Consider the following 26654-nt stretch of genomic DNA (forward strand, 5'->3'; position numbering starts at 1 on the left):
CCGAGAAAAACTATTTTATAATCTTAAATGATCTTTTAGTATCTCCAAACCCGGTAGCCACAAGAAAATACAACCCATTTTGATAGCTTGACAGATCAAAAGAAATTGAATTGTTTCCAGCATTGGTTTTGGTTGCAAGTGCTTTTCCCGAAAGGTCAAAAACCGTCACACTTTTTACATTGCGGGTATTGCTCAAAACACAAGTATGGTTATTGCGTTGTTTGGAGACAACAACCTTTTCCAGATTGTGTTTTTTAGTTTCTAAAACTAATGGGATACAATCATCAATGGAGTCTAAGTTTGCATAAAAGGGCTCGGTATTTTTAAAAGAGCAACTCAAATGACCAACTTCATTAATATCTGGATGGCCACCCGGAGCATTTATGATTGAAAGCGACCCTACCCCTTCAATCCAAATAGCGTTTTCCGTACTTATAGTATTGTCCGGGGTTGGAGAAAAATAAAAATGTTTATATGCATTGCCGTCCACCAACGGCCTTTCAACAATTGAATCCAATATAAAGGGCCCGCCATCTTGTGGAAAAGGGCTAATTGGGTTTTGCATATAAAAAGTATCGCCTTGATTCAGCGAGAAATCATATAGCAAAAACTCCTCATTGAAGCCTGTGGTTGCTATTTTCAAATAGATTTTCTTGTTTGGCACATCCTCACGCAGTAAAAAAGTGCGGGAAATGTAATGATACCCGTCCAAGATTTTATAATTATTTCCATCAACAATAGTGTCGCCATCAGTAAAATACACATCTGTTTGGCATCCAAAGTAGCACGTTGTAAAATGCCATTCATTCAGATTGTCCAGCAATGGTTTATAGCTTTGTGAAAAAGCTGAAATACCAATGAGCAAAAAAGCCGAAATCCATACTTTTAGTTTCATATGCTACGTTTTGGTTTTATTATCAAATTTACCCAAACAAAATATCTGCGTCAACATCCAATGATTGTATAAATGCGACACTCGCGTGAATGTCGTCTGCCAGTAATCGGTCATTTTCAATAAATGGAACAACGGAACGATAGGGTTTTAAGAAAGCTTCAATAAAGGGAGAAGACTTTTTAGGTTCCCTGAATTTTAATGCTTGGGAAGCATTCATCAATTCAATGGCAAGTACGGTTTCAATATTTTCAATAATACGCAGGCATTTAGTGGCGCCGTTGGCCCCCATACTTACGTGGTCTTCCTGTCCGTTTGAGGAAACAATGGAATCTACAGAAGCCGGCGTGGCCAATTGTTTGTTCTGGCTTACAATGCTTGCAGCTGTATATTGTGGAATCATAAATCCGCTGTTCAGCCCAGGGTTGTTTACCAAAAATGCAGGCAATTCCCTCAACCCAGAAACCAGTTGATAAGTTCTCCTTTCCGAAATATTACCGAGTTCCGCCATTGCAATTGCTAAAAAATCGAGCGCAAGGGCCAAAGGTTGTCCATGAAAATTTCCACCGGAAATGATACGGTCCTCTTTTACAAAAATATTGGGATTATCGGTTACCGAATTGATTTCGGTCTTAAAGGTTTTGTGCACAAAATGTAGCGTATCCTTCGTAGCTCCGTGTACCTGCGGAATGCAGCGGAACGAATACGGATCCTGTACATTTTTCTTTTCAGAAAGACCCAATTCACTTCCTTCCAAAAACTCCAGAATTTGCTCGGCGGTTTTAACTTGGCCTCGGTGCGGCCGCACTAAATGGACAAGTGCGTTGAAAGGGCTCATATTACAATCAAAAGCATCTACGGAAACAGCGCCAATCAAATCTGCCAAATAAGATAGTTTGTAGCTTTTCAGAAGGCAATAAACTCCGTATGCGCTCATAAACTGGGTTCCGTTCAGTAACGCCAGTCCTTCTTTGGCCTGCAGTGTGATGGGCTGCCAATTGAATTTTTTCAACATTTTTTCCGAAGAGATCCGTTCGCCGCCATAGTACACTTCGCCTTTGCCGAGCAGTGGTAGGGAAAGGTGCGCAAGTGGTGCCAAATCGCCCGAAGCGCCCAGACTTCCTTGGCCGTAAATTACGGGCAGAATATCATTGTTATAAAAATCAATCAGTCTTTCAACAGTTTCAATCTGCACGCCGCTATAGCCATAACTGAGCGATTGTATTTTTAGCAAAAGCATCAATTTTACGATGGGCTTTGGCACAAATTCACCGGTGCCGCAAGCGTGGCTCATTACGAGGTTTTCCTGTAATTTCGAAAGGTTTTCTGAAGAAATCTTCACATTGCACAAAGAACCGAAACCAGTGTTTATACCATAAACGGGCGTCTCGTTGTCCTTCATTTTATGGATTAGATATTCTCTGGATTTTCTTATGTTGAGCTGTGCTTCATCAGATAGCTCCAGGGTTTTATGTTTTTCAACAATTTCCTTGATGGAGGATAAATCAAGGATTTCTGAACTTATATAATGTGTCTCTTGCATTGGGAAGGTATTCTTTTCGCAAAAATACTATTTTTAAATCGCTGTACCACCTTTCTTTGTTTCAAAAGTAGAATTTCCGTTTTCCAATAGGCATTTTAAGGAATAGTAAAAATTAACACTCCATAGGGGTAAGATATGGGCTGCCAATATGTAATTTTATGCTCCAATTTAAATTCAAAAAAATGAAAAGATTAAGCTTAATTGTTTTGGCACTCCTCATTGTTTCCTGCAAACAGGAAGAAAAACCGGATTATTCCATCATCAACGGAACTGTTGAAAACAACACCGCCGAAACCGCCCTTGTTCGCGGACAGGAATTTGAGGCGCGTATTCCCATTGATAAAAATGGTGCTTTTGCCGATACGCTTCATTTAAAAAAAGATGGGTTTTATGAACTTTCTGTGGGCCGCGAGCGCACGGAAATCTATCTCGAAAAAGGAAAGAACCTTTCCGTAAACCTGAATGCGAATGCGTTTGACGAAAGCCTGAAATATTCCGGCGATTTGGCGAATATCAATAATTTTTTGGCGGCCAAATATCTTTGGAACGAACAAAAAATGGATTACAAAGAGATCTTTTCGTTGGATGAAAACAAATTTAAAGCGCGTTTAGATCAAAACCAAAAAAGCATTGATAGCCTATATGCGGCAAACAAGATTGCCGATGAAAACTTTAAGAAAAAGCTAGCGGAAGAGGAGAAATATTCCCGAGCCCTTTTGATTGAAAATTACAAAGACGCACATCGCTATTATTCGGGAGTCGAAGATTATAGGGTTTCAGACGATTTTTATGATGGTTTGAAAGATATAAACTTTAAGGATACCCTTGCCTTTAGAAATTCGGTGGCATACCAAAATTTACTGGAAGCCCATTTTATGAGGCTGGTGAACGAAGAAACTTTTGAAAGTGGCAATAACAACCAAACCGTTATGTATCTCAAAAAAGTAAATGAAGCCTTGCCAAACGGGTATGCGAAAGATAAAATAATGAATTCTTATCTGCAATTCGGTCTAAAACCGGACGAAACCTTAGATGAAGCCTACAATATTTACAAAAACAGTGACCCAAACCCAGAAAACCTGGCAAAGCTTACGGAACGCTACAACAAACTGAAGGCCATAACGGCAGGAAACCCCTCGCCTACTTTTAATTATGAAAATCATAAGGGCGGGACCACAGACTTGGCAAGCCTGAAAGGCAAGTTTGTTTATATAGATGTTTGGGCCACTTGGTGCGGCCCCTGTTTGCGTGAAATTCCTTCGCTCAAAGAGGTTGAAAAAGACTATCACAACAAAAATGTTGCATTTGTAAGCATTTCAATAGACGAACCCAAAGATTACGACAAGTGGAAAGCAATGGTTTCTGAAAAGGAATTGGGCGGAATCCAACTGATGGCGGACAACAATTGGAAATCTAAATTTATCTCAGACTACGCCATTTTGGGCATTCCGAGATTTATATTGATCGATCCACAGGGAAATATCATTTCAGCCGATGCCCCCAGACCATCGGACCCTATGTTGCGAAAGACTTTTGATGATTTGATGTAAAAAATCTAAACCGCTTTTGTCCCATCGAGAACTACCTGAATTCTGACCATCAATAAGGTCGCGGCGGTACTCGATGGGATAATTTTATTGTTTTTCATGAGTTTCGTTTTCAGTTTCGCCATTTGCAAACAATAGCATATAGGCTTCTCCCAGATTATCAATTATATCACTTGCCATAACAGCTTCATACCCCATTTGGCCAGCGGCAATATCGCCAGCATACCCGTGCATATAAACCCCAAACACTGAGGCCAACAGAGGATCGTAGCCCTGCGAAAGCAACCCGGTAATTACTCCGCTTAGGGCATCGCCACTGCCTGCTGTAGCCATTCCAGGATTTCCGGAAGCGTTTATGTACAGGTTCTTGCCGTAAACTATTTTGGTATATGCGCCTTTAATGAGCACCACAACTTCGTGTTTTTCTGAAAATTTCTTTACTTTTTCAAGTTTGTCATAATCATCTTTCCAGTTGCCAAGAAGTCTTTTCAACTCGCCGGGATGTGGTGTTAAAACTGAATTCTTCGGAAGTAGTTTCAGCAATTCCTTATTTTCAGAAATAATGTTTATCGCATCGGCATCAATCACAAAGGGAGCCTTTCTATTTTTGAATAACTTTTTCAAAGCCTCCACCGTAGCTTTGTTTTTCCCGATGCCCATTCCTATTCCGATAGCCGAAGGTTCAAAGTCAACGGAAACATTACTTATAAATTCTTCCTCGGTATCCGTCATTACCATGGCCTCGGGAATTGCGGTCTGCAAAACGGTATAGCCACATTTTGGCACAAATGCAGTGACCAAGCCTGCACCTATTTTAAAAGCGGCCGCGGTGGAAAGCACAGCGGCCCCAATTTTCCCATAGCTTCCAGCAACAATCAGGGCATGGCCGTACGTTCCTTTATGCCCAAATTTCTCGCGTGGCCGATAGAATCGTTGTGCTTCGGGTCTGGAAATTAATTGCGCCAAAGGTTCGGTATTGTGTAAAAACTCCAAATCCAAACCAATATCCAAAACATCAAAATTTGAGACAAAAGGCGCTGTTTCGGATAAAAAGAACGAAAGTTTGGGGGTTTGGAAGGTCAAGGTATGGTCTGCATTTAGCACTGCTTCTTTATCTTCCAAAGGAGTATTTGAATAAAGTCCACTGGGAATATCAATGGCCAATTTGAAGGCTTTGCTTCCGTTTAAATATTGAATCAGTTTTTTTACCCATCCCCCGGGACAGCGGTTTAAACCAATTCCGAATATGGCATCTACAATAATATCCGCATCGTTGATTTCTGGGAAATCAGCTTCGTCCTTCATTAAAATCGGCCATTTTTTGGTCACGTTTTTAATTTTATCATAATTGAGCAGAAAATTCTTTGAGCGTTTGTCGCTACAATTTACCACATATACAATCACGTGATAGCCGTGTTCAATCAGCAATCGACCCATCACCAGGCCATCGCCGCCATTATCGCCAATACCGCAAAAAATATGTATGGGGACGGCAGCCCCCTGTATTCGTTGGTGAAGCCAATTGAATACCTGTGTGCCGGCACGCTCCATCAAGGCTTCGGAAGTGATTTTTTGTTTTTCAACCGTGGTTTTATCGGCTTGGTATAATTGTTTTGCGGAGAATATTTTCATATAAAAAAGCTATTTTGATACCTCGATTTTATTAATAGTATAGGAATGGCGCACTAATTGCGGAACTACTTCCAAAGATAACAACAATCCTCCGTAATTGTTGAAAAGAACGTTTATAACTAATTAAACATCCTCCCAAAAAGCACTTGATTATTCATAATTTTAGAAAAAACCACACAATGGAAACTAGAGATAGTATGCTGCTGCGCATGCGCCCCGAAATTCCTTCCGCTAAAATCACACCCACTATGTCTGCCGACGAATGTTTTCAAAACAAGACGTTGCGGCCTGTGGCCAAGCTTCAGAACGATTTGTTGCTGGCGGTTTTCAGGAATTACGCAGCAAAACACAAAAATGTTTTTTACGACCTTACCATAGAAAAAAGATTGGATTATATTGAAAACGCCATCCATAAGGATATGAAATTTCGAAATTCCTTGAAGGGTATCATTATTGGGCAGTTTACGTTGGAAGAGTTTGAAATCTATATCCAAAATTCCTCTGCGCTGAACAAGCGGATGATGGACATTGTGAAGGAACGGCTGAAAAGCAATATACAGCTTTTGGAGTATGATTTTGCGTGATAGTTGAAAGACGGTAGAATTTTTTTGTAGATGTTCGTTCCTCTACCCTCTAAAAACTACCCTCTACCAACTAAAAAACCCACCATTACAACAGTGATTCCCCATTTAAGTCCGTAGTCAAAACGTCGCTCATATAATTGAAGAATGGACGGAGCAGTTGGTAATGATGTATAAGGTTGTCCTTAAAATCTGTCGCGAAAACTTCCTTATCGGTAAAGTGATGGTTTACGAAGAAGCTTTTAAGACGAATTAAATTAATGTTTTCGTCTTCTTTGCTGAAACCTTTTGGCGCAGTCTTTACAGCATATTCCTGATTGAAATTTCCAAAGGCTTTTTTGAAATCTTTCTGATTCAGGATTTTCCGTATTTCAGAACTGTCCATTTCAAATTCCTTCCGTATCCTTAAAAGATCCGCAGGATTTGGCTCAAAAAAACCTCCGGCCATATAGCTGTTCCCAGATTCCAACCGCAAGTAATATCCGCCACGACGATGCGCTCCAGCCCTACTGAAACTTACGCTGCGATGCACGTTGTACGGCGTTTTATCATTGCTGAAACGAATGTCGCGGTTTATTCGGAATATTTTTGTTTTGGCTATTTCATCGGTGCCATTAAGGCCATTTTCCACTGCAGCGTAAAATTCCTTTAAAGCCTTTTCATTTGCCAAATACTCTTTTTTATGCTCCTGCATCCACTCGCGGTTGTTGTTTTCTTTCAGTTTTAAAAGGAAATCGAAGGCAGATTTAGGAATGGTCGGATTCATCTTTACGTATTTTGGAATGTAAATATAGGGTATAATCGCATGGTTTTAAACCACAGACAACACAAAGGTTTTTTACAGAGCACATAAAGAAAGCTCCGCGTACCTTATATGTTTTGGAGTAAAGTTTATAACGCAGGATTACGAAAACATTTTATAATAAAAAAACACTTATATTTATACCAACAACCTTAAAACCAATTCAATATGACTACTACTGCAAAACCAAACACGGGATTTTGGATAATTGCCGGGCTCGCGCTATTATGGAACCTAATCGGCGTCTTTTTTTGGGTTTCTGAAAACTTTTTGATGACCGAAGAAGTGAAAGCCACGCTTCCTCCCGAACAAGTTGAAATGATGAACAATGCACCCACTTGGGGTATGTATGTTTATGCCGTGGCCGTATTTGGAGGCCTGCTTGCGAGTATATTGCTTTTGATGCGCAAAAAAATGGCCATTGCTATCTTCGGGATTTCCTTATTGGCAATCTTGATACAAATGGGGTACTGGATTTTTGGGATGGACTCGGTAGGTGTTATGGGGCCACAATCACTGATTATGCCTCTGATTGTCATCGCCATCGCTATTTTTGAATATTTCTACAGCAAAGGGGCTGCGCGCAACGGCTGGATTGGATAATCCTAAAAAAATTGAGTTGCAAACTATCGTCGCTCAAGCAGGTTCCAGTGTGCGTTTAAAGTTTCTGTAAAGATAATTATGATACGTGCTGCGTTTCGCAAGCTTACTATTTTTGCGGCCGCGGATGCACGGTTTAATAATTGCTTGTCCTAAATGCGGTAGGTGTTTTAAAACCATTCCGAAAGGAAAAACCATCCGTTAAGATGGCTTTTTCATTGCATTCAGTTAAGCGTGTTATAGCAACCGTACTTTTACCGCGCTAAGCCCTTTTTCTCCTTGTTCCACGTCAAATTGAACTTTGTCATCCTCACGGATATTGTCGATTAGATTGGTGGAATGGACAAAAATATCCTGGTCGGTGTCCTTTAGTTTTATGAAACCAAAACCTTTGGCCTCATTGAAAAATTTTACTGTACCTTCTTTCATTACTTCTATTTTTTTAATATTCATTAATTTATTTATAAATTCTTTTAGCATTTTATGATTCGTTTAAATTAAAATTTACTGTTTGCCTGTTTCGGACTAAGATGATTTGTTTTACCAAATTTGTGGAGATTTTACAGCGGGCCGCTCGGTCGTTGCCATAAAACGTCCCATAGCTTGTGACTATTGAAGGTAAAAAGAAAGCGAAGGATTAATTAAAATTCGGAAGAGATTAAAAAAAGATAGGCTTACTAAATCGTCTATTGGGTAAAGATAGACTAAAATAACCAACCCTATCCATTATATATGTTAAAGAATTTTTTTTTATAGGAATAAAACACGGGGACACGGGCGGGACTCCTGCGCCAACGGTGGTCCTTTTTTGTCATTCCGAAGAACGAGGAATCCCATTGGGCTGGGCTACGGGTAAGGTTTTCTTTTTATTGAAATTGAAAATAGTTCGTGGGCAAAGGTGGTGCGATTCCTCCGCTGTCGGAATGACAAATACCAAACGCGAGACACGATTTATATAAGACGCTCGCGCCCCTCAAGGCTGTTGTACACGATAGTGGGTTAAGTCCCTAAAATTATCAACAAATGACAACGGATATGCTTCCAGTTCCAAAAACTCCTTCCGATAGTTTTCGTCAATAAAAAATATTGGGTACATCGAGTATCAATGAAGCCGCTTCTCGTGAACAAATTGCTCAATCTCCTCCCAACCCATTTCCCATTCGGCTCCTTGACCAACGCCTTTAAGAATGCTGCACTGATCGTCCAAATAATATAATCTATCTCAGTCGAATTTAATGGTGTAATCCAGTAACTCCTTTCTAAATTTCATAAAATCATTTAACTTCAGTCGAAGCCATCGCGAGCGTCCCGCATGTTACATTCCTGGGCACAATGTAAAGGAGCGCTTCGCACGAACAATGTCGCGACCGTCCCGATCATACACCCCGATGCGTTGTTCGGCAGGTTGTTTAAATTCCCTTAAGATTTCGGGCTGCCCCAAACAAGGGCTGCATAATTATTTACACTACTTATCTATAAAAAATATTGTATAGGATAAATATATTTAATACCTTGTTTATCAGTTATTTGCAGTGGATTTCTCATTTATTAAATTTTAGCCTATGAAAAACGATAATAATTTTGTCATTCAAGGAACTGTTGCCTATTCAAATGGAAAGCCAGGAGATTCCCTTTACGTTGAGGTTTGGGATAAAGATTTATTAATTCCAGATTTTTTAGGCCGAACAATCACGGATAACCAAGGGAAATTCAAGATCATGTTTGGCGAATCTGCATACAATAAATGGTTATTTGATTGTCTTCCTGATGTGTTTTTCAAAGTGTATAGAGGGACATCTATTGTACTGGATAGTCGGCAAACTACTTACTGGAACCTTCGCCCCGGAATACATAAAATTGAATTAATCATTAATCAATCCCATGATGTTTTATGCCCTTCACAATGGCATGGGCCAATTATTAATGAGAAATTGGTTGAAGGTTTCAAATCTAAATTGTCAAGTATATTGTTTGATCTGAATGGAGAAGATTACAGTACTGAAGTCGATTTGTTAAGGATTCCATTTTCAGGGGTTCCCAATCTAATGGATTTAACCGGAGAAGTATTATCCGGAAACCCAATTAGCGAACGTATTTTTAGGGAAACAATCCATAGTTTGGGCTATGGGGCAGTTCCATTGAAAGTAGCGGCAGCTATATGGCATTCCCACCAAGATAATGAATGCACTTGTGCAAAAAAGCCCAAAGGGCAATTGTTAGCTATTAAAAAAGAATCAAAAAAGCAAAGTTGGTTGGGAAATACCCAAATTTTTGATTTGAACCACATGGAAGCAGTAATGGCTGCTACGGTGGCCGTGGCGCAAAATACAGAGGAATTAATTCAATTGACGGGCAATTTAATGTTAGGATTGAAAGGGGTTGATGAACTCAATACTTTGTTTTCGCTAACCATCAACGGAGCAAATCCGATTGATATTGAAAGTGCCTTTAAAACAGCAGTGAGGACATCTGCTTTTTATGGCTTCCCTCCGTTTGATGGCTTCCCTCCCTTTGATGGATTTACTCCCAATGATTCTTGGCCATTGCCAGGCAATGAATTTATTCCTTGGCCGCCTTCATTTGGATGGCCCTTTCCTGAACCAGGATCATCTCCGGGATTTGACCCCAACCTGCCTGAATTTGGAATCCACGAATTAGATCCCAGTTTATCTACACATTTTGAAAATTGCTTTATTTTTAATGTAATTCCAGGATTGCACCGACTTGGAATTGGGTTTACAGGCTTAATATATGGAGCAGACAACTACGTCATTGAAAGCGTAGAACCCGATCACGCGTGTCCAAGAGAAGTTATTACCATAGAAGGGACAAATTTTGACGGAACAACAACCGTTAATTTTATTGATAGAACAGGTGGATCCATAAGCGTGGCTCCTTCAAGTGTTTCCGCTACAAGGATTACTGTTGTACTTCCGGAAAATGCTGCAACCGGTCCCGTTTGGCTATATATTCCTGTAAATGTTGGCCTTTGTCTAGAAACTTATGTTGTAGCAAAACCAGGTGTAAGGGGAAACATTATAGTGGGGAGACCAAGCATAACAACATTTGAAGTGATAGGCGGGGAATGCTATGATCGCGATCCCTCCCGTAATATTGTTCTCAGATGGAATGTTCAACCGCCAGGGGCAGAAATAGAGATTACCCTTGATGTTAATGGAACAACACATACTTTGTGCAGCGGTTGTCCAAATATTGGAACATTAACCCAACGCGCAAATGTGGTGGGTGTCTATACCTTTCATATTAGCGTCAATAATCCATTCGCAGAGGCTTGTGGCTCTGCTTCTGATACAGTGGTTTTAGAGGTAAAAGAGGTATCTCCGAATTTTGAGATTATGGGTGTAGAGTTAACTCAGGCCATACAGGTATTTGATGCCACTAATTTTGAAGAACCCACCAATAACAGTATCGATATGATCGCCAATATGGATACTGTTTTAAGGGTATATTTTACGGTAACATCAGGTCACACGTTCAATTTTACCGGTTTTCTGGAATTAAACGGAACGGTTTATTTTCCAATAAATACACGAGGCTATGTTCCTGCAGTGGTAACACCCCTTAGACAGGAAACCGACCATACTTTAAATTTTATGATTCCTGCAGCTGATGCAAATGGGTTGAACCAAAACGCACGTATCCATATGTACAGCACGGGCGACCATTGTTTCCGCTTGGTCAAAACTTGGGATCAACCCATATCATGGCTGGAGAGGCCTGCACTCCCATTAACCATACGAAGGATCAGGGAGTCCCATGGATTGGTCGTTTCACCAAGTGCCGCATTAGTTACTGTTAGAAGCGCATTTCGGAAGATGCCAAGCCCTATGACAGCAATTTCCTTACATCCTGGTGTACACCAAATAAGAGAAGGAACAACCGAGGATAATTTCTGTACCGACGGTGGTTATTATCAATTGGCACTATCCATCGCTTATGAACACAACGACAATGAAGGTTATCCCCCAGCTGGACACTCATCGAGTTGGCTGGGCCTATATTCCCGGATAGGTTGCCCAGTTAATGGAATGATGGCTTGGCCCAGTACATCCACCTGCATTAGTGAAAACAGACCAGCTGTGGTGGCTCACGAGATAATGCATACAGTGGGTTTAGGGCATACAGTTACAGGAATAGAAGAATGCGAAAATGTTGCACAGCCAGTTGCCTGTCATCGACTGCCCGGTAGATCTGATGGGTTATTGGATCAAATCCCTTTCGATATCGACAATAATACAACCGTTACTGGCGCCTCCGATTTGCAATCCTATAGAGATTATAACAACAAATGGTTGAGCCCAGAGTTGTGGGTGCTTGGGAGAGATTTAATGGACACACGTTATTAAAACAACACATCTATGGAAACAAAAGATTTTTCCTTTATCATTTTAGAGGCATTGGTTTCAGAAACCGGAGCGTTTCAGCTTTTAAGAGGTTATGAAAGTACCACTGCGCCATCTGCTTTTCGAAGATCTGAAAAAAATGGAGATTTAGTAATTTCATTGATTGGATCGAACAGCGAGGTTTTGGATAGTTTAATGCCAGAAATAAAATATCCTAAAGGATGCACTACAGCAGCCACAAGGCCTGGAACAGCGTTGGTCAATGCTGCAATTCCCCTGCATAAGCAAGCTTCGATTATCAGGATGGAACACAAAGGGAATATAATTTTTGAAAGTAAGATAAATGATGTAAAGCCTGCATTGCCCAACGTTCAGCTTTCTACCAAAGATGAAGTCGCAATAGTTAGCGTTGGCAATGATACAAACCAAGAGAAGTTTTGGATAGGAGCCTTGCTTAAGGATGGTCGAATGTTAAGGCCAGCGGCAGCGTTTAAAAATGGGGCTTTTTATGTAGCTTTAAACCAATTAGCTGGATTAGTTGAAGCAAGGATTGTTTTAGAAAAAACCCAAGATTTTAGGACAAGCCAATTTACAAGTGAACCCATAAAACTGCCAGCTTCGGAAATAACGGGCTTGATTGTGGAACCACTGAATGGAAGCAAGTGGCCATTCGGATGTAGAGGAAGTTTGATTGCCACCATTTTTGATAACAATGGCAAACGCATGGAATGGAAAAAAGATCAAATTATTTGGCGAATTAATGGCGAAAAAACAAAAATAAACAAGCAACTAACACCTTGGTTTGCAGACAAAGCTGGTCAACATACTATTCAATTAGTACTTATGGATAATGAAAAAGAGGTGAAGATATTAGATGAAGTAGAAATTAAGGTGCTGCCCCCTTCTGTCGAACAATTAGAATATTTTAAGCTCCTCAAGCAGGTTCGTCCTGAAATTGAGGTACCTCTTTATGAAGCTGCCAAAACCCAAAAATAAATCCAACTTATGGAAGTTGACTATAAAATTTAACTTTCATTGAGGTTCTTGCTATTTGTAGATTTTTGGCTAAAAACGTTTTGCCAATTATGGTAGTTTTTTCAAATTTAGCTTTATTCCTGCTGTTGGTAAAAAAATGCTCACTTCTTCTTATCAGCACCAACCTTCCCCGAAAACCTCGGAACTGTAACAGTAGTTTTGGAAGTATTGATGAAATAAACCCCCGTAAGCAACACCGCAGCCGCAATAATGGACTGAAGCGTTATTTGCTCATCCAGAATATACCATCCCAAAATCAGCGCTATAATCGGATTTACATAGGTAGAGGTTGCAACTTTATCTGGTGATACCACTTTTAATAAATAATTAAAAGATGTAAAAGCAACGATGCTTCCAAAAATAACCAAAAGCACCATGCTCCACTGCACGGGCTGGGTCCAATGGTTCGGTGCGATCCATTGTTCCCCAAAAAGCAAACTAGCGATTGCAAGCGTAATACCTGCCGTAAACATTTGGTACCCTGTGTTTACGAAGAAGTTCTTTGGAAGATCCGCCTTGCCCACAAAAAGACTGCCATAGGCCCAACTGAGCATACAGGCAAAGATCATAATCATTCCCAAAACCGTGCCTTCTTTTGCGATTAGCTGTTTTTGGGCAACCAGAAGAAATATCCCAATAATACCCAGGCCAACTCCTACCAAGGACATGGGCTTGATGCGTTTTCCCTGCAAAAGTCGCATCAACAACAAAACCACCAAGGGCTGTGCGGAAATCTCCAGAGCCGCAAAACCACTATCTACGTATTTTAAAGCCCAAACAATGATGCCATTTCCAAAAGAGAGAAACAGTACGCCCACGATAAAAGCATTTTTAAACTGCTTTTTAGTAATAGCGAGGCTTTTGCCCATCGCTTTTGAAATAATAAATATGAGCAACCCAGCAGTGGTAAACCGGATGGATGCCAAAAAGAAAGGTGGCAGTTCGGCCACCGCGACCTTGTTGAGCATATAGGTGGAGCCCCAAATAACGTAAATGGAGAAAAAAGCCAGTATAATAAGAATTTTGCTTTTGGGGAAGCCCATTGTAGATCAGGTTGATGGTTTTAAGGGTGCGAAGATAGTTATTTTCAACAATGGTTTTTCATAGATATCAATCGTCAGCCAAAATCCCGTCTGGGCAAAGTTGTGCCATTGCATTATTTGGAAGTAGGATTCACTATGACTAATGAATTTTAATGAAATGATATATTTTATTGAAAATTAGACAGATAAATACTTCATAATTTGTAAATTAGTGCGGTTATTATTCTTTCCTCACAGTCTTTTAGCGCATCTATTTTTTTGATTTTCATTTAATAATGATATACTATGGCTTTAATTCCGGGATACGAATATGATATTTTTATTAGCTACGTCCATACCGATAACGAATCGGAAACCCTAGAAGAAGACGGCTGGATAGATCAGTTTTATAAATATTTGGATACAAAGCTGAGCAAGCATTCCAAAAAGATAAAAATTTGGTGGGATTCCAACAATCTGGATCGCAGTGAGGTTTTTGACAACTCAATAGCCGAGGCCATAGATAAATCTGCCATAATGATCTGTCTCTATTCAAGGCTCTATCCGCAATCTGCGTATTGCAAAAAGGAGTTGGAGCATTTTTACGAAAAAGCATCAAAGGAAAAAATGGGCCTCATCGTGGGAAATCGTTCCCGTATTATCCCGGTTTTTTTGTCGAACATACCCTATACCGATTGGTTGGATAAACTAACCGGTACCAGTGGCTTTCCGTTTCACGACAATAATGATTATGGCGATCCGCTAAAAAACACAAGCCCAGAATTTGGTAGCCAAATGATCCAATTGCGAAACTCCTTAGTACATATTTTTGAAGATTTATCAAAGGAATTGGCTACTTCCACAGTTACACAAACCCCTGTTAAAGCAGAAAAAAAAGATACTGATTTTACCATATTTTTAAGTGAAGTAAATGATTCTATGCTCGATAGACGCGATGGGATCATTGCGGAATTAATTGAAAAAGGCTACACAGTTCTTACCGGAGACTCTTCCGCTATCGATGCCGAAACCCACGATACTATAACGAAAGAAGCAATTGCCAAGTCAGATTTTGCGGTACATATTTTAGGCGAATTTCCTGGCAGAAAGATTCCCGGAGAAACGGAGGCACGTTACATTCAAAAACAAACGGAAATCGGTCTGGAATCCAAAATTCCCCAATTAATATGGATTTCAAGGGATACGGATTTCAACAAAATAGAAAACAAAGAGCACCAAGCGTTCTTAAGAGGTTTGGAAGAAGCCACCCTCTCTTCAAAAAATTATGAATTTGTCCGAAGCAATGAAGGCGAATTGTCCAAGTTAATTGACGATTATGCCAAACAATTACAAGAAGCCCAACACCAAAAATCCATAGCGCAAACAAACACAAGTGGAGCTCCCATAAAAGTACTGCTGGACACACATACAGATGATTTTAAGCAAGCTTTCAACCTAAAAAAAATCTTGAGTGAATATAACGTAGATTTAATTTTCAACCCAGAAGATGGCGATCCACAGGAAAACATCAAATCATTGTATTCAAACATCAGTGAGGCCAAAAAATTTATCTTTTTGTACGGTAATGAAACCAATAAGGATTGGGTGGACATTCGCGTAAAGAACACGCTGAAAAAATTGATGGATTACGATCGGTACGGCCAAGATATCTTTATTTATGCAGCTCCTCCAGAAAAATCCATGGATGCCATAAAAGTGGCCCAAAACCCCATGGTAAAATTGGTAGATCAAAGCCATAATGCGCAATTGGACGAAGCCTCATTGGCCGCATTTTTAAACGACCTTAAAGCCGAAAACCTATGAGCAGCCCATCCTTTAACCCGTATGTTGGGCTCAGACCTTTTCGCGATGATGAAAACCTTTTGTTTTTTGGTCGCGAGGAGCAGACTTTGGAATTATTGCAACGTTTGCACACCAACCGTTTTGTCGCGGTTGTGGGAAGTTCGGGCAGTGGCAAGTCGTCATTGATCCGTGCAGGACTCACCCCCTCGTTAAAAGGTGGTTTTTTAGTTGAAAACAGTAGCCAATGGCTCATAGCAATAATGAAACCGGGGCAAAACCCGATGTATAATCTGGCCGAAACCATTTTACACCAAATTGATCCAAAAATAGAATCTTCACAAATTATAGCATTTATTAAACGAATTAAAAAAGAAGGTGTTTCCGCTATTTTGGATGTTATAGAACCGCTTCGGGAAAACAAGAACTCCAATTTCTTTTTATTGGTGGATCAATTTGAGGAGCTTTTTCGCTTTTCACTAAAACAAAAACAAGCCTCCTTTAAAACGGAAGCAATTGATTTTGTAAACCTGATTTTAAAGCTTTCAGAACAAAAAAGCATTCCATTCTATGTGGTACTCACAATGCGTTCCGATTTTATTGGAGACTGCGCCCAGTTTTTCGGCCTGCCGGAAGCTCTGAACAAAAGCCAGTATCTGGTGCCAAGATTAAACAGATTGGAGCTTAAAAAAGTGATTGAAGGTCCAGCAAAATTATACGGCGGCAAATTCAATTCCGCCCTCACCTCCCAACTTATAAATGATTTGGGAGAAGTAAAAGACGAACTACCTTTAGTGCAGCACGCTTTAATGCGGATGTGGAATCACAAACACGGCGCAGGCACAAATGGCGAACTCAATCTGGAGAGCTACAAACAAATTGGCGGAATTGAAAACGCCCTATCCATGCATGCCGATGAAGCCTTAAAAGAATTAAAACCAGACGAGTTGTCGTTAGCAAAAGCACTTTTTCAAGCGCTGACTACCATTGATGAAAACGGAAGGAAAATACGCAGGCCCGCAAAATTGAGTGATTTAAAGAAATTAACGAACGCCAGTGAAGAAAAGCTAATGGGCGTAATCAGTAATTTTATCAAGAATGACCGTTCCTTTTTGGTCATAGACAACATAGGCGATTCTGATGATAAACTTATAGACATATCCCACGAAAGTCTTATTAGGCATTGGAAAACCTTAAATAGTTGGGTGGACGAAGAAAGTGATGCAGCACTTCAATACACGCGTATTTGCGATGCCTACACGGCGCACGAGGAAGACCGGAAGGATTTATTGTCGGGCAGGGAATTTGAAATTGCACAGGAATGGTTTAATAAGTTTAAGCCCAATAAAATCTGGGCAGCACGGTACAACGACAATTTTGACGAAGCAATGAAATACCTCTCTGATAGCGCGAAGGTTTACAATATAAAAATGAGAAATGCGCGAAGAATTAAGCGCATTAAAAAAGGAAGCTTATATACTTTGATTGCCCTCGCATTTATCCTGCTTTTCAGTTATTTTCTATATAAGCCCAGCATTGAACAAATTGATTGGAGCAAAGCCAAATCTGGAAATAATGTGGAAAGTTTTACCGCTTATTTAGAATCACATCCGAAAGGGGAATATTCCGAAGTTGCACAAAACTTTCTTGATTCAATAAATCTTCAACAAGCTTGGTTGGTTGCCGAAAAAGATAATACCGTAAAAGCATACCAGAAATACCTGAATGTTGCCGCTACAGAAAAAGACTCTTTAAACAACATACTTGCGTATTCAAAATTTGCAAAAGATACCCTCACGGCCCTCTCAAGAATTGATTCGCTTAAAGATGAAATGGAAAATTCAAACTTGGATCACGAAGCGTGGCAAGTAGCAATTAGCAAGGATAACGTAGCTTCCTATTTAAATTACATCAAAAATGATTCTATTTTGGGCACCCATAATGAAGATGCACATAACAAGATTCAGGAAATAGGCAAAAGTGGCTTTTTATATTGCGGAAGAGTCGTTAACAATAGAATTCCCGACCCCATATTCGATATTATTTACAGAAAAGATAGCGAGTATAAAGCCGACGAGGTACCACAGGCCAACGATATTGTTAGGGCAATAAAAAATCGCTATATCTACAGAGACCAAGCCGTAAATAGCAAATCGGGAAACAGTGTGAAAATGAACCAGATATATCTCATCAAAAGCGTTAATTTACAGGCCAATGCCGTTTTTGTGGAGATTATTTATGATCCGTAAATTTTACCTTCCTTTTTTGCGTCTGTTGTAATTCTTGTCTCCCCTGGTCTTGGGCTTTTTGTATTTCTGCTTTATGATTCGCTTATACGAGCCGCCCTGGTTTTCCTTTTTATTTTTTTCTTTCTTTTCGTGAAAGGCGGGGCCTACTTCTTCGGTATTATTGGGATTGTTTATTTCTAAAACTTGCGGTTGTTCTTCGTAAGTGAGCTGTTTTGAAATTTCAACTTCCTTGGGGAGTTCCAACTCGGCGATCCTTAGATTCATTAAACTTTCAATGGTTGCTTTTGCATCTTGTTCCTTTTCGGTATAAAGCAAGATAGCGGTCCCCTCCTGCTCTGCCCGTCCGGTTCTTCCTATGCGGTGCATATAATTTTCAGGGAAGTTCGGCACGTCGAAATTGATAACGTGACTGATGCGGTCCAAATCCAAACCACGCGCCATAACATCCGTCGTTACGAGGATTCGCGTTTTTTCGGCATTAAAATTTTCTATGGAACGGATTCTGTAATTCTGGGTTTTGTTGCTATGGATTACCGCAACTTCACTTCCGAAGAATTCATCCAATATATCAAAAAGCAGATCGGCGCTTTTTTTATTCGGAACGAAAACGAGCACTTTTTTGAAATCGCTTTCATGCTGAAGTAAATATTTTAAGAGATTCGCTTTCGTATAAAAATTAGGAACTGCATAGGCAAACTGCGAAATGTTTTCCAAAGGTGTTCCGCTAACGGCCACCGATACCGTAGTAGGCGCAATAAAGAAATCGTGGATAAACACATTTACATCATCGGTCATCGTTGCCGAGAACATAATGTTTTGGCGTTTGTTGGGAAGCAGTTCCAAAATATTGGTAAGCTGAAACCGGAACCCGAGATCGAGCATGACATCCACTTCGTCAATCACCACCTTTTTGACGGCCTTTAACTGAAGTGCACGGCTAACCACTAAATCATAAAGTCTTCCGGGAGTGGCGACAATAATATCCGCTCCCTCGGCAACGGCTTCCTTTTGGCGGTTGATGTTTGTACCGCCAAAAACACCAATTACACGAATAGAGGAATATTTTCCAAATTTTTCAATCTCTTCAACCACCTGTAGAACCAATTCCCGTGTGGGAACCAGTACCAAAACCCGCGGATTGGTTTCCTTTGAAAACTTTAAATCCTGCAAAATGGGCAACATATAGGCAAAGGTTTTCCCCGTTCCGGTCTGCGCTATCCCAACCATATCGGTCCCCGACATAATTACGGAAAACGATTGCGCCTGTATGGGCGTTGGTTTTTCAAAACCCAAATCGGTTATCGCATACTGAAGCTGTTTGGAAATATTAAACTCGTTGAATGATTCCATCGATGGTTGTTTGGTGCAAAAGTAGTGAATTGTTAACTGGGGAGTTGATTCTTTGGGATTCGGGTCCCGATAGCTATCGGGATGGGATTCGTGAATTCGTGAATTTGGAATTTGTTCAACATATATTTCTGATAAACTTAAAATCCCTATCATATTTAATCTTGAATCTTGAACCTTGAATCTTGAATCTTGAATTTTGAATTTTGAATCTTGAACCTTGAATTTTGAATCTTGAATCTTGAATCTCGAAACCTAATCCTCCGGCGGATGCCCGTGTATTTCTTCAAAAACCGTATCGAAATTTTCACGGAGATAACTTCTCAGTTTTAGACGGTAATCGTCCTTTAGCCAAGTTATAAAATTATGCGTGCTTTTGCTGATGCACTGCGAATATTTTTCAATACGGTGGTCAATATCATCGCCCAGCATTTTCGCCAAACCTAACGCATCATACACATCTTCACTGTTTTCAATACAAATATAGGCGTGTTGCGCAATGGATCGCTCCAGCACAACTTTTGAGGATTCCCCTCTATAAGTTGCCTCTTGGTAGGTAGCCTTTATATCGAAATACACTTCCTTGCTATTGGCAAATTCCGCGCGAAGCTCATCGGGCATTTCATATCTAAAATGGCTTTCCAGCTCCTCATCGCTCAACAGGCGGTCCATATAATAATCGGGCGAACGGAATATTGCCTGCCAATCCAAGGGCGCCTCCCAAGGGCCAAAACGCTGGTAATTGTTCCCCAAATCGATTACCGAAAATTTTGATTTGTTGTTCAAAATTCGCGAACCACGCCCAATCATTTGGAAATACAAAGTCAACGAACGGGTCGCCCTATTCAGGATTATTGTATCAATGGTAGGTTCGTCAAAACCTGTGGTCAAAATACTCACGGAAGTTAAAATAGCATCGGGAGTTTCGCGAAACCATCGCAGTATTTGCTTTCGCTGCTTTTTGGTAGCCGTATTGTCCAAGTGCATAATGGGCAAACCTTCCGCCTTTAAATGGTAATACACTTGAATCGAGGTGTTTATACCATTATTGAAAATCAACGTTTTCTTTCCTTTGGAATGGTTCAAATACGCTTGATACAATTGGTCCAACATTCCCACTGCGGAATACAGATCATCGGAAGATTTCACGGTATAGTCGCCATTGGAGCCAATTTCCAGGGAAGTCAGCCCCATATTGTACTGAAAAACCTCAACCTGTGCCAAAAACTCATTTTCAATTAATGACTGTATGCTTTCGCCAACAATCAGTTCCTGATAATTGTCCTTCATCGGGAGGTTTCTGTTGGAACTGAGCGGCGTTGCGGTAACCCCGAGTATAAACGATTTCTCGAAGAATTTGAAAAGTTTTGTGAACGAATTGTAATGCGCCTCGTCAATAATTACCAATCCAATGTCTGAAATATCCAGTTTGTTGTCGTTCAGACGATTGTTCAAGGTTTCAACCATCGCGACAAAACAACTGTATTTATCTTGGTCTGAAAGATTTGCGGTGCTGTTCACCACTTTGTTTACCACGCCAAAACTGGTCAACATTTCCGAAGTTTGCTTGCAAAGTTCCACGCGGTGCGTCATTACAAGCACTTTTTTGTTGTGGTGCTTTAAATATTGGCGGACAATTTCAGAAAAGATAACGGTTTTCCCGCCGCCAGTTGGCAATTGGTACAGCAAATGATAATCGTCTGGCGCAGTTTCAAATTTTTCAAATATCTTGTCAATAGCCCCTTTTTGGTAGCTATAAAGTTCTTTGTCAGTCTTTTTTTCTTGAATTGCGTCTTTGGCCTCTATCATAAAAATCCCCCATTTGTGAAGTTTTGCAAAACTACGTCCTTTTGTAGGTTTTTGACGAAGAAATAGAGGATTTATTTCTTTTGAAAAAAAATATTTTGAATCGTATCTGTGGTTAGGCGATTAATAATGCACTTGATTATTTTACCACAAAGTTCACAGAGGTTTTCACTAAGGGCACAAAGACAGTACTACACGATTTTTCCAGTTCTATTTGAATTTGGTCTTCAAATAAAGCTGTTCTACTTTTTCACGCGCCCAAGGTGTTTTCCGAAGAAAGGTTAAGCTGGATTTGATAGAGGGGTTGCTATTGAAAGAATTGATTTTAATCTTTTCACCCAAAACCTCCCAGCCGTAATAATCAACGAGGTATTCCAAAATATCCGCAAGTTTAATTCCGTGCAAGGGGTTGTTGGGCTGTTGGTTGTCCATAATAATTTGTAAAAATCTTTCCTCTTTATTCTTTCCTCTTTATTCTTTCTTCTTTATTCCCCAAAAAAAACTACCAATCAATCGGTCTATAATCCTTCAAAAACTTCCCGCTCCAGTGTTTTCCTGTGTTTATACCGTCAATCAACGGATCCATTACCCGGGCGGCGCCATCAACAATATCCAGCGGTGGCTGAAAATCGTGCAGTTCCATTTTGCGCTTTGTGAGTTCTACGGGGTCTTCGTCCGTTACCCAACCCGTATCAACGGCGTTTATGTAAATTCCTTCCTTTGCAAGACTTCCCGCTGCCGTGTGCGTCAACATATTGAGCGCGGCCTTTGCCATATTGGTATGTGGATGGCGATCTTCCTTAAAGAAACGATGGAACTTTCCCTCCATTGCAGAAACATTTATGATGTGTTTTTTGCCCGTATTTTTCTTCTTCATTATTTCACCCAAACGGTTGCAAAGCACAAAAGGCGCTATTGAGTTTACCAATTGAACCTCAATCATTTCAGTGGTTTCAATTTCACCAAGCCTTAAACGCCAGCTATTCGTTTTCCGAAGGTCAACTTGCTGTAAATCTGCATCCAATTTCCCTTCGGGGAAAACTTCTTTTGCGCTCAACGAATTGTCAAAACTATACGGAATCTGCGAAAGTTTTGCGGAAGCCCGAATGCCAATTCCCGGTTCCGAACCATGCCAAGTTACTGGAAGATTTTTGTTTTTGCCAATGTCGGCCGTAAGTGTTTTCAACTCTTGTAAACAATTTATATGGTCGTGCAACAAATCCTTTACAAATTGTGGGTGTTCCTCAAAAGGCATTTCTTCCTTCGCCATCAAATGATGATAAAACCCTGCGGGCCTGCGAACGGTTTGCGCAGCGTTGTTTATAAGAATGTCAAGATTTTCATGTTTCTGCTCTATATAATTGCAGAAAATTTCCACACTCGGAATATGCCGAAGGTCCAATCCGTGAATCTTCAAGCGATCTGCCCATTGATGAAAATCCGCTTCCTGCGCGAAACGATATGCCGAATCTGCCGGAAACCGTGTTGTGGCGACCACAGTAGCACCCGCGCGAAGCAGCATCAAAGAAATATGATAACCAATTTTTAGGCGGGAACCTGTCAATACCGCAACCTGTCCAGTTAAATCTGCGGTTTGGAAACGCTTTGCGTAATTGAAATCGCCACACTCGGTACACATAGTATCATAAAAGTGGTGCAGTTTTGTGTAAAGAGTCTTGCAAACGTAGCAGTTGCGGGGCGTTTCGAGTTCCAGTTCTTTTTTGGAGGAAAGCTCGGAGGTTTCCAGCAATTTTGGAGCTACAAAAACAACGTTTTCACGCGCGCTCCGTATTCCGGTTTCTTTGCGGGCAGTTCTATCTTTATTGGCCTGTTTGCGCTTTTCGGCCTTTTTGGCATCTTTTTTTCTTCGGGAAAACTCATCGCGGTTTGGTCGCGAAAATTGGCCGGAAGCTTTTATTAAAGCAGTGCGCTGCTCTTTTGGAATTTCAAATATCTTATCAGTGTTATTGTTTAAATGTTCAAGAATGGCGATACACTTCGCTATTTCTTCAGCATTGATCTCTTTTGTGGAATCAATTCCGGAAACGTTTTTTTTCAAATCTTTCACTTCTTCCCCGGGGGAAGTCTCCATTTCAGAAACCCGCTGCGACATAAATTAATTTTCGGCAAATATAGTCACAGTTTCAATGTGCAAAAGAATTTATTTTAATTGGCTATTGGCTAACCAATTCCTTTTGAACATTGGCCGGAACGGGCTGATAGGATGAAAACGAGGATTTGAAAGTTGCCCTGCCCTGTGTCAACGAGCGCAAATCTGTTGAAAACCCATAGAGTTCTGCTTCGGGGGTCAAGCATTTTAAAATTTGGTAATTGTTGTTGCTTTCAATTCCCTGAATCATCGAGCGGCGCGCCTGCAGATCGGTCATTACGTTGCCCACCATTTCCTCGGGAACTTTTACGGTAAGTTCCAAAACGGGTTCCAAAAGTTTGGGATTCGCATTCATAAATGCTTCTTTAAAAGCATGTGCACCCGCTATTTTGAAAGAAATATCGTTGGAATCTACCGAGTGCATTTTGCCGTCATAAACCATCACGCGCACGTCGCGGATATAGGACCGCACCAAAGGCCCTTCTTCCATTACCTCCAAAACGCCTTTCATGATGGAGGGTAAATAACGCTGGTCTATCACTCCGCCAACTATGCAATTGTAGAAAACCAGTTTGCCGCCCCAGGAAAGATCCACCTCTTCCTTACCGCGAATGTTGAAACCCTGCGGCTCTTCCATATTTTCATACCAAGGCTCAATTTTTAAGTGAACCTCCGCAAACTGCCCAGAGCCTCCCGACTGTTTTTTGTGCCTATAATTTGAAGCCGAAGACCGTTGAATGGTTTCGCGGAAGGCTATTTTTGGTTTTTCAAAACGCGCCTCTACGCCATAAATATTGTTTAACGTCCAGTCTATAGTAGCAAGATGCAGATCGCCTTGGCAGGAAAGGATGAGTTGTTTTGCCTCTTTTGAAAAGGAAATTTCAACCGTTGGATCTTGGCTGTGGATTTTCTTTAAGGATTCGCTGAGTTTCTCTTCATCCTTTGTATTTACGGCAAAAACCGCTTTTTTAATTCTCGGCTGCGGAAATTTGATGGGCTTTATGGCAATTACATTTTTGGGTGAAGCCAGCGTGTCGTTGGTTTCGGTGTATTTCAATTTCAGCGTCGCGCCGATGTCGCCAACCGTCAATTTCGTTACGGGCTGTCTTTCCTTGCCGTCCATTATGAAAAGTTGGTTTATAACTTCCGTTTCGCCATTTTGCGAATTAATCAGTTTGTCGTTCAGCCGTACTTCCCCGCTCATCACCTTGAAAAACGTAATCTGACCCAAATTGGGCTGATAAACGGTTTTAAAAACGAAGAGCGCCGTTGGGCTTTCCTTTGAAGCAACTATTTCTTTTCCTTCGGTACTTTGTTCGGGTTTTAAATCGGCCGCTGCGGGAGCTACGTTATCAATAAAACCCATTAAACGTCCTGTGCCCATATCGTTTAAGGCAGAAACGCAAAACACAGGAAATAGTTCATGGTTCAACATGCCAGCCTTGATGCCGAGGCGCATTTCGTCTTCGTTCAAAGTGCCCTTATCAAAAAAAAGCTCCATCAATGTTTCATCATTTTCTGCAGCTTTTTCTATCAATTCATTATTTAGTTCTTTGGCCAATTCCTTTTGATCGTCGGGAATTTCCAACTTTTCGGGCTTTCCTCCATCTGGAGAGAACTTGTACATTTTCATCTTCAGCACATCAATTATGCACTGCGCGCCATCAACGACCAACGGATATTGGATTTTCACGGCATTGTTCCCCACCAAACTTTTAATGCTTTTGAAGCTTTCGTCAAACTTCGCATTTATGTGATCTATTTGGTTTATCACAAAAAGTGTGGGTTTGTGGTATTTATCGATGTAATTCCAAATAATCTCGGTGCCCACTTCCACGCCTTGTTGGGCGCTCAAGACCGTAACGATGGTATCGGCCACACGGATGGAGGAGATAATTTCGCCTATAAAATCATCCAAACCGGGCGTGTCAATAATGTTGATCTTGTAATTGCGCCATTCCGTGTGCAAGGGCGTGGCGAAGACCGAGTTGCCCCTTTCGTGCTCCACGTCGTGATAGTCTGAAACCGTGTTTTTGTTTTCAACCGTTCCGCGACGGTTTATGAGGCCTGCTTCAAAAAGCATCGTTTCTGCAAGTGTAGTTTTGCCACTGTTATGGGCGCCTACAAAAACTACATTTTTAATGTGTTTGTCGTCGTATATTTTCATCTGTACGGATTTTTGGTTAGAATTTTTTTCAGATGCAATGCGCCAAACAATTCCCCTAAAAGCTTGGACTTGCTTATTTGATATCAACCATATAATTATTGTTGGTTTATTTGATTCTTAAAGATATGAATTTATTCTATAAAAATTTTCAGATTCCCAGGCTTTTGTTTGTTGTTTTAATCGATTTTCTGAAAGTTATATTCTGAAAAAAGAGCCGCTGAAAGAAATTGTGAATACTTTATTAAATGAAATCCTTAAGTATTAAATAAATACTAAAGTCCAATCAAAATGGTATAGGAAGGCCGCCAAAACCTTATCTTTATGGAAACTAAAAAAAAACAACATGAACAATAAAGGAAAAGGATTATTGGCATTGCTGGGAGTAGCTGCCGGTGCATTTGCGTTTTGGAAATATAAAAACATGACGCCCGAAGAAAAACAAAGACTTAAGGATAAGGCCAACGAAACCGGCAGAAAAATAAAGGAAAAGGCCGGAGAAGTTGAGGATACTATTTCTGAAAAATACGAACAGCTTAAAAACGCTGCCAAAAAAGAAGTAAACGATATTACTAATTAATATTCTGGTTATTAAAACAAAAAAATCCCGTGATTGCGGGATTTTTTTTATTCGTAAACTTTCGGAGGTTAGATTTTGGTGACCTTTACCGCGTTCATTCCGCGTTGGCCTTTTTCGAGCTCAAAGGACACCGCGTCGTTTTCCGCAATTTCGTCAATTATTCCGCTTACGTGGGTGAAGTACTTTTCGTTGTTTTCGTTGTCAATAATAAATCCAAAACCCTTTGAGGAATCATAAAATGAAACCGTTCCTTTTCTAACCGGGTCAAAAGCTTCGCGATCGCCTTCTTCCTTTGGGGGAATCCCAAGTACAATGTCTTCGGCTTCAATTTCAACTTTCATTGATGGATCTGGCGGGGTATCCACCAAATTTCCATTGTAGTCAACATATACAAAGTCAATTCCCGGAGTTTTATCTGCTTTGCGGGCTTCTTTCTTTTTTTGCTTTTCTTCCCGCTTTTTCAGCTTTGCTTTTTCCTTTTCTTTTTTACTGTATGTCTGTTGCGATTTTGCCATGCTTGTTTTTTTTGAATAAAAAAAGCCATCCACGGTGAGCAGATGACTTTTGAATTAGTTATATG

General features: G+C 40.5%; 20 protein-coding genes. 8 read left to right on the forward strand and 12 right to left on the reverse strand.

The annotated features are described in order from the left end of the window. Window positions 1-10 precede the first annotated feature (10 nt). Window positions 11-895 carry a T9SS type A sorting domain-containing protein gene (locus POV26_RS02705; protein ID WP_272854953.1) on the reverse strand — a complete coding sequence of 295 codons (885 nt, stop codon included), beginning with the start codon at window positions 893-895 and terminating at the stop codon, window positions 11-13. 28 nt (window positions 896-923) lie between these two features. Further along, window positions 924-2435, reverse strand: a complete 1512-nt coding sequence (gene hutH, locus POV26_RS02710; protein ID WP_272854954.1) for a histidine ammonia-lyase — start codon at window positions 2433-2435, stop codon at window positions 924-926. Window positions 2436-2617: 182 nt separating this feature from the next. Between hutH and POV26_RS02715 the strand changes: the two genes are divergently transcribed. Continuing rightward, entirely contained in the window at window positions 2618-3985 is a 1368-nt protein-coding gene (locus POV26_RS02715; protein ID WP_272854955.1) for a TlpA disulfide reductase family protein, read from the forward strand. 84 nt (window positions 3986-4069) lie between these two features. Here the strand turns inward: POV26_RS02715 and POV26_RS02720 are convergent, their stop codons facing one another. Further along, window positions 4070-5614: an NAD(P)H-hydrate dehydratase gene (locus tag POV26_RS02720; RefSeq protein ID WP_272854956.1), complete on the reverse strand. Its 1545-nt coding sequence runs from the start codon at window positions 5612-5614 to the stop codon at window positions 4070-4072. Window positions 5615-5793: 179 nt separating this feature from the next. On the opposite strand from POV26_RS02720, the gene POV26_RS02725 reads away from it, so the two are divergent. Then, on the forward strand, window positions 5794-6198 hold the full coding sequence (locus POV26_RS02725) for a glyoxalase (protein WP_272854957.1): 405 nt from the start codon (window positions 5794-5796) through the stop codon (window positions 6196-6198). An 85-nt stretch (window positions 6199-6283) separates the two neighbouring features. Here POV26_RS02725 and POV26_RS02730 read toward each other — a convergent pair whose 3' ends face one another. Then, the gene (locus POV26_RS02730) at window positions 6284-6961 is read right to left on the reverse strand and encodes a DUF2461 domain-containing protein (protein ID WP_272854958.1); all 678 of its coding nucleotides are present in this window, start codon (window positions 6959-6961) and stop codon (window positions 6284-6286) included. Between the two features lie 204 nt (window positions 6962-7165). Here POV26_RS02730 and POV26_RS02735 point away from each other — a divergent pair, with 204 nt between their 5' ends. Further along, a complete protein-coding gene (locus POV26_RS02735; RefSeq protein WP_272854959.1) occupies window positions 7166-7600 on the forward strand; it encodes a hypothetical protein in 435 nt (144 codons plus the stop codon). A 234-nt stretch (window positions 7601-7834) separates the two neighbouring features. On the opposite strand, the gene POV26_RS02740 is transcribed toward POV26_RS02735, so the two are convergent. Next, complete coding sequence (locus POV26_RS02740) at window positions 7835-8026, reverse strand: cold-shock protein (protein WP_272854960.1); 192 nt, start codon at window positions 8024-8026, stop codon at window positions 7835-7837. A 1133-nt stretch (window positions 8027-9159) separates the two neighbouring features. Between POV26_RS02740 and POV26_RS02745 the strand changes: the two genes are divergently transcribed. Both POV26_RS02745 and POV26_RS02750 read left to right on the forward strand, forming a co-directional pair. Further along, window positions 9160-11964, forward strand: coding sequence for an IPT/TIG domain-containing protein (locus POV26_RS02745; protein ID WP_272854961.1), 2805 nt, complete (start codon window positions 9160-9162; stop codon window positions 11962-11964). 12 nt (window positions 11965-11976) lie between these two features. Then, window positions 11977-12957, forward strand: coding sequence for a hypothetical protein (locus POV26_RS02750; protein ID WP_272854962.1), 981 nt, complete (start codon window positions 11977-11979; stop codon window positions 12955-12957). A 140-nt stretch (window positions 12958-13097) separates the two neighbouring features. Here POV26_RS02750 and POV26_RS02755 read toward each other — a convergent pair whose 3' ends face one another. Then, the gene (locus POV26_RS02755) at window positions 13098-14039 is read right to left on the reverse strand and encodes an EamA family transporter (RefSeq protein WP_272854963.1); all 942 of its coding nucleotides are present in this window, start codon (window positions 14037-14039) and stop codon (window positions 13098-13100) included. Window positions 14040-14324: 285 nt separating this feature from the next. On the opposite strand from POV26_RS02755, the gene POV26_RS02760 reads away from it, so the two are divergent. Both POV26_RS02760 and POV26_RS02765 read left to right on the forward strand, forming a co-directional pair. Further along, window positions 14325-15842, forward strand: a complete 1518-nt coding sequence (locus tag POV26_RS02760; RefSeq protein ID WP_272854964.1) for a toll/interleukin-1 receptor domain-containing protein — start codon at window positions 14325-14327, stop codon at window positions 15840-15842. Next, on the forward strand, window positions 15839-18067 hold the full coding sequence (locus POV26_RS02765) for an nSTAND1 domain-containing NTPase (protein WP_272854965.1): 2229 nt from the start codon (window positions 15839-15841) through the stop codon (window positions 18065-18067). The genes POV26_RS02760 and POV26_RS02765 overlap by 4 nt, the downstream gene beginning before the upstream one ends. Before the next feature lie 3 nt (window positions 18068-18070). On the opposite strand, the gene POV26_RS02770 is transcribed toward POV26_RS02765, so the two are convergent. The 5 genes from POV26_RS02770 to POV26_RS02790 all read right to left on the reverse strand — a co-directional run bounded on the left by POV26_RS02770 (window position 18071) and on the right by POV26_RS02790 (window position 25497). Beyond that, window positions 18071-19417: a DEAD/DEAH box helicase gene (locus POV26_RS02770; protein ID WP_272854966.1), complete on the reverse strand. Its 1347-nt coding sequence runs from the start codon at window positions 19415-19417 to the stop codon at window positions 18071-18073. A gap of 252 nt (window positions 19418-19669) precedes the next feature. Beyond that, window positions 19670-21223, reverse strand: coding sequence for a DEAD/DEAH box helicase (locus tag POV26_RS02775; RefSeq protein ID WP_272854967.1), 1554 nt, complete (start codon window positions 21221-21223; stop codon window positions 19670-19672). A gap of 207 nt (window positions 21224-21430) precedes the next feature. Further along, complete coding sequence (locus POV26_RS02780; protein WP_272854968.1) at window positions 21431-21652, reverse strand: VF530 family protein; 222 nt, start codon at window positions 21650-21652, stop codon at window positions 21431-21433. Between the two features lie 70 nt (window positions 21653-21722). Beyond that, window positions 21723-23333, reverse strand: coding sequence for an SDR family NAD(P)-dependent oxidoreductase (locus POV26_RS02785; protein ID WP_272854969.1), 1611 nt, complete (start codon window positions 23331-23333; stop codon window positions 21723-21725). Between the two features lie 61 nt (window positions 23334-23394). Further along, on the reverse strand, window positions 23395-25497 hold the full coding sequence (locus tag POV26_RS02790; RefSeq protein ID WP_272854970.1) for an elongation factor G: 2103 nt from the start codon (window positions 25495-25497) through the stop codon (window positions 23395-23397). 343 nt (window positions 25498-25840) lie between these two features. Between POV26_RS02790 and POV26_RS02795 the strand changes: the two genes are divergently transcribed. Next, complete coding sequence (locus POV26_RS02795) at window positions 25841-26074, forward strand: YtxH domain-containing protein (RefSeq protein WP_272854971.1); 234 nt, start codon at window positions 25841-25843, stop codon at window positions 26072-26074. Between the two features lie 68 nt (window positions 26075-26142). Here POV26_RS02795 and POV26_RS02800 read toward each other — a convergent pair whose 3' ends face one another. Continuing rightward, the gene (locus tag POV26_RS02800; protein WP_272854972.1) at window positions 26143-26589 is read right to left on the reverse strand and encodes a cold-shock protein; all 447 of its coding nucleotides are present in this window, start codon (window positions 26587-26589) and stop codon (window positions 26143-26145) included. Window positions 26590-26654 lie beyond the last annotated feature (65 nt).

The organism is Aequorivita todarodis (assembly GCF_028561335.1).
In the GTDB taxonomy this organism is placed as follows: domain Bacteria; phylum Bacteroidota; class Bacteroidia; order Flavobacteriales; family Flavobacteriaceae; genus Aequorivita; species Aequorivita todarodis.

Excerpts from the sequence above, each read along its gene's own strand:
- POV26_RS02705 (WP_272854953.1), bottom strand. The coding sequence starts at position 895 with ATGAAACTAAAAGTATGGATTTCGGCTTTTTTGCTCATTGGTATTTCA.
- hutH (WP_272854954.1), bottom strand. The coding sequence starts at position 2,435 with ATGCAAGAGACACATTATATAAGTTCAGAAATCCTTGATTTATCCTCC.
- POV26_RS02715 (WP_272854955.1), top strand. The coding sequence starts at position 2,618 with ATGAAAAGATTAAGCTTAATTGTTTTGGCACTCCTCATTGTTTCCTGC.
- POV26_RS02720 (WP_272854956.1), bottom strand. The coding sequence starts at position 5,614 with ATGAAAATATTCTCCGCAAAACAATTATACCAAGCCGATAAAACCACG.
- POV26_RS02725 (WP_272854957.1), top strand. The coding sequence starts at position 5,794 with ATGGAAACTAGAGATAGTATGCTGCTGCGCATGCGCCCCGAAATTCCT.
- POV26_RS02730 (WP_272854958.1), bottom strand. The coding sequence starts at position 6,961 with ATGAATCCGACCATTCCTAAATCTGCCTTCGATTTCCTTTTAAAACTG.
- POV26_RS02735 (WP_272854959.1), top strand. The coding sequence starts at position 7,166 with ATGACTACTACTGCAAAACCAAACACGGGATTTTGGATAATTGCCGGG.
- POV26_RS02740 (WP_272854960.1), bottom strand. The coding sequence starts at position 8,026 with ATGAAAGAAGGTACAGTAAAATTTTTCAATGAGGCCAAAGGTTTTGGT.
- POV26_RS02745 (WP_272854961.1), top strand. The coding sequence starts at position 9,160 with ATGAAAAACGATAATAATTTTGTCATTCAAGGAACTGTTGCCTATTCA.
- POV26_RS02750 (WP_272854962.1), top strand. The coding sequence starts at position 11,977 with ATGGAAACAAAAGATTTTTCCTTTATCATTTTAGAGGCATTGGTTTCA.
- POV26_RS02755 (WP_272854963.1), bottom strand. The coding sequence starts at position 14,039 with ATGGGCTTCCCCAAAAGCAAAATTCTTATTATACTGGCTTTTTTCTCC.
- POV26_RS02760 (WP_272854964.1), top strand. The coding sequence starts at position 14,325 with ATGGCTTTAATTCCGGGATACGAATATGATATTTTTATTAGCTACGTC.
- POV26_RS02765 (WP_272854965.1), top strand. The coding sequence starts at position 15,839 with ATGAGCAGCCCATCCTTTAACCCGTATGTTGGGCTCAGACCTTTTCGC.
- POV26_RS02770 (WP_272854966.1), bottom strand. The coding sequence starts at position 19,417 with ATGGAATCATTCAACGAGTTTAATATTTCCAAACAGCTTCAGTATGCG.
- POV26_RS02775 (WP_272854967.1), bottom strand. The coding sequence starts at position 21,223 with ATGATAGAGGCCAAAGACGCAATTCAAGAAAAAAAGACTGACAAAGAA.
- POV26_RS02780 (WP_272854968.1), bottom strand. The coding sequence starts at position 21,652 with ATGGACAACCAACAGCCCAACAACCCCTTGCACGGAATTAAACTTGCG.
- POV26_RS02785 (WP_272854969.1), bottom strand. The coding sequence starts at position 23,333 with ATGTCGCAGCGGGTTTCTGAAATGGAGACTTCCCCCGGGGAAGAAGTG.
- POV26_RS02790 (WP_272854970.1), bottom strand. The coding sequence starts at position 25,497 with ATGAAAATATACGACGACAAACACATTAAAAATGTAGTTTTTGTAGGC.
- POV26_RS02795 (WP_272854971.1), top strand. The coding sequence starts at position 25,841 with ATGAACAATAAAGGAAAAGGATTATTGGCATTGCTGGGAGTAGCTGCC.
- POV26_RS02800 (WP_272854972.1), bottom strand. The coding sequence starts at position 26,589 with ATGGCAAAATCGCAACAGACATACAGTAAAAAAGAAAAGGAAAAAGCA.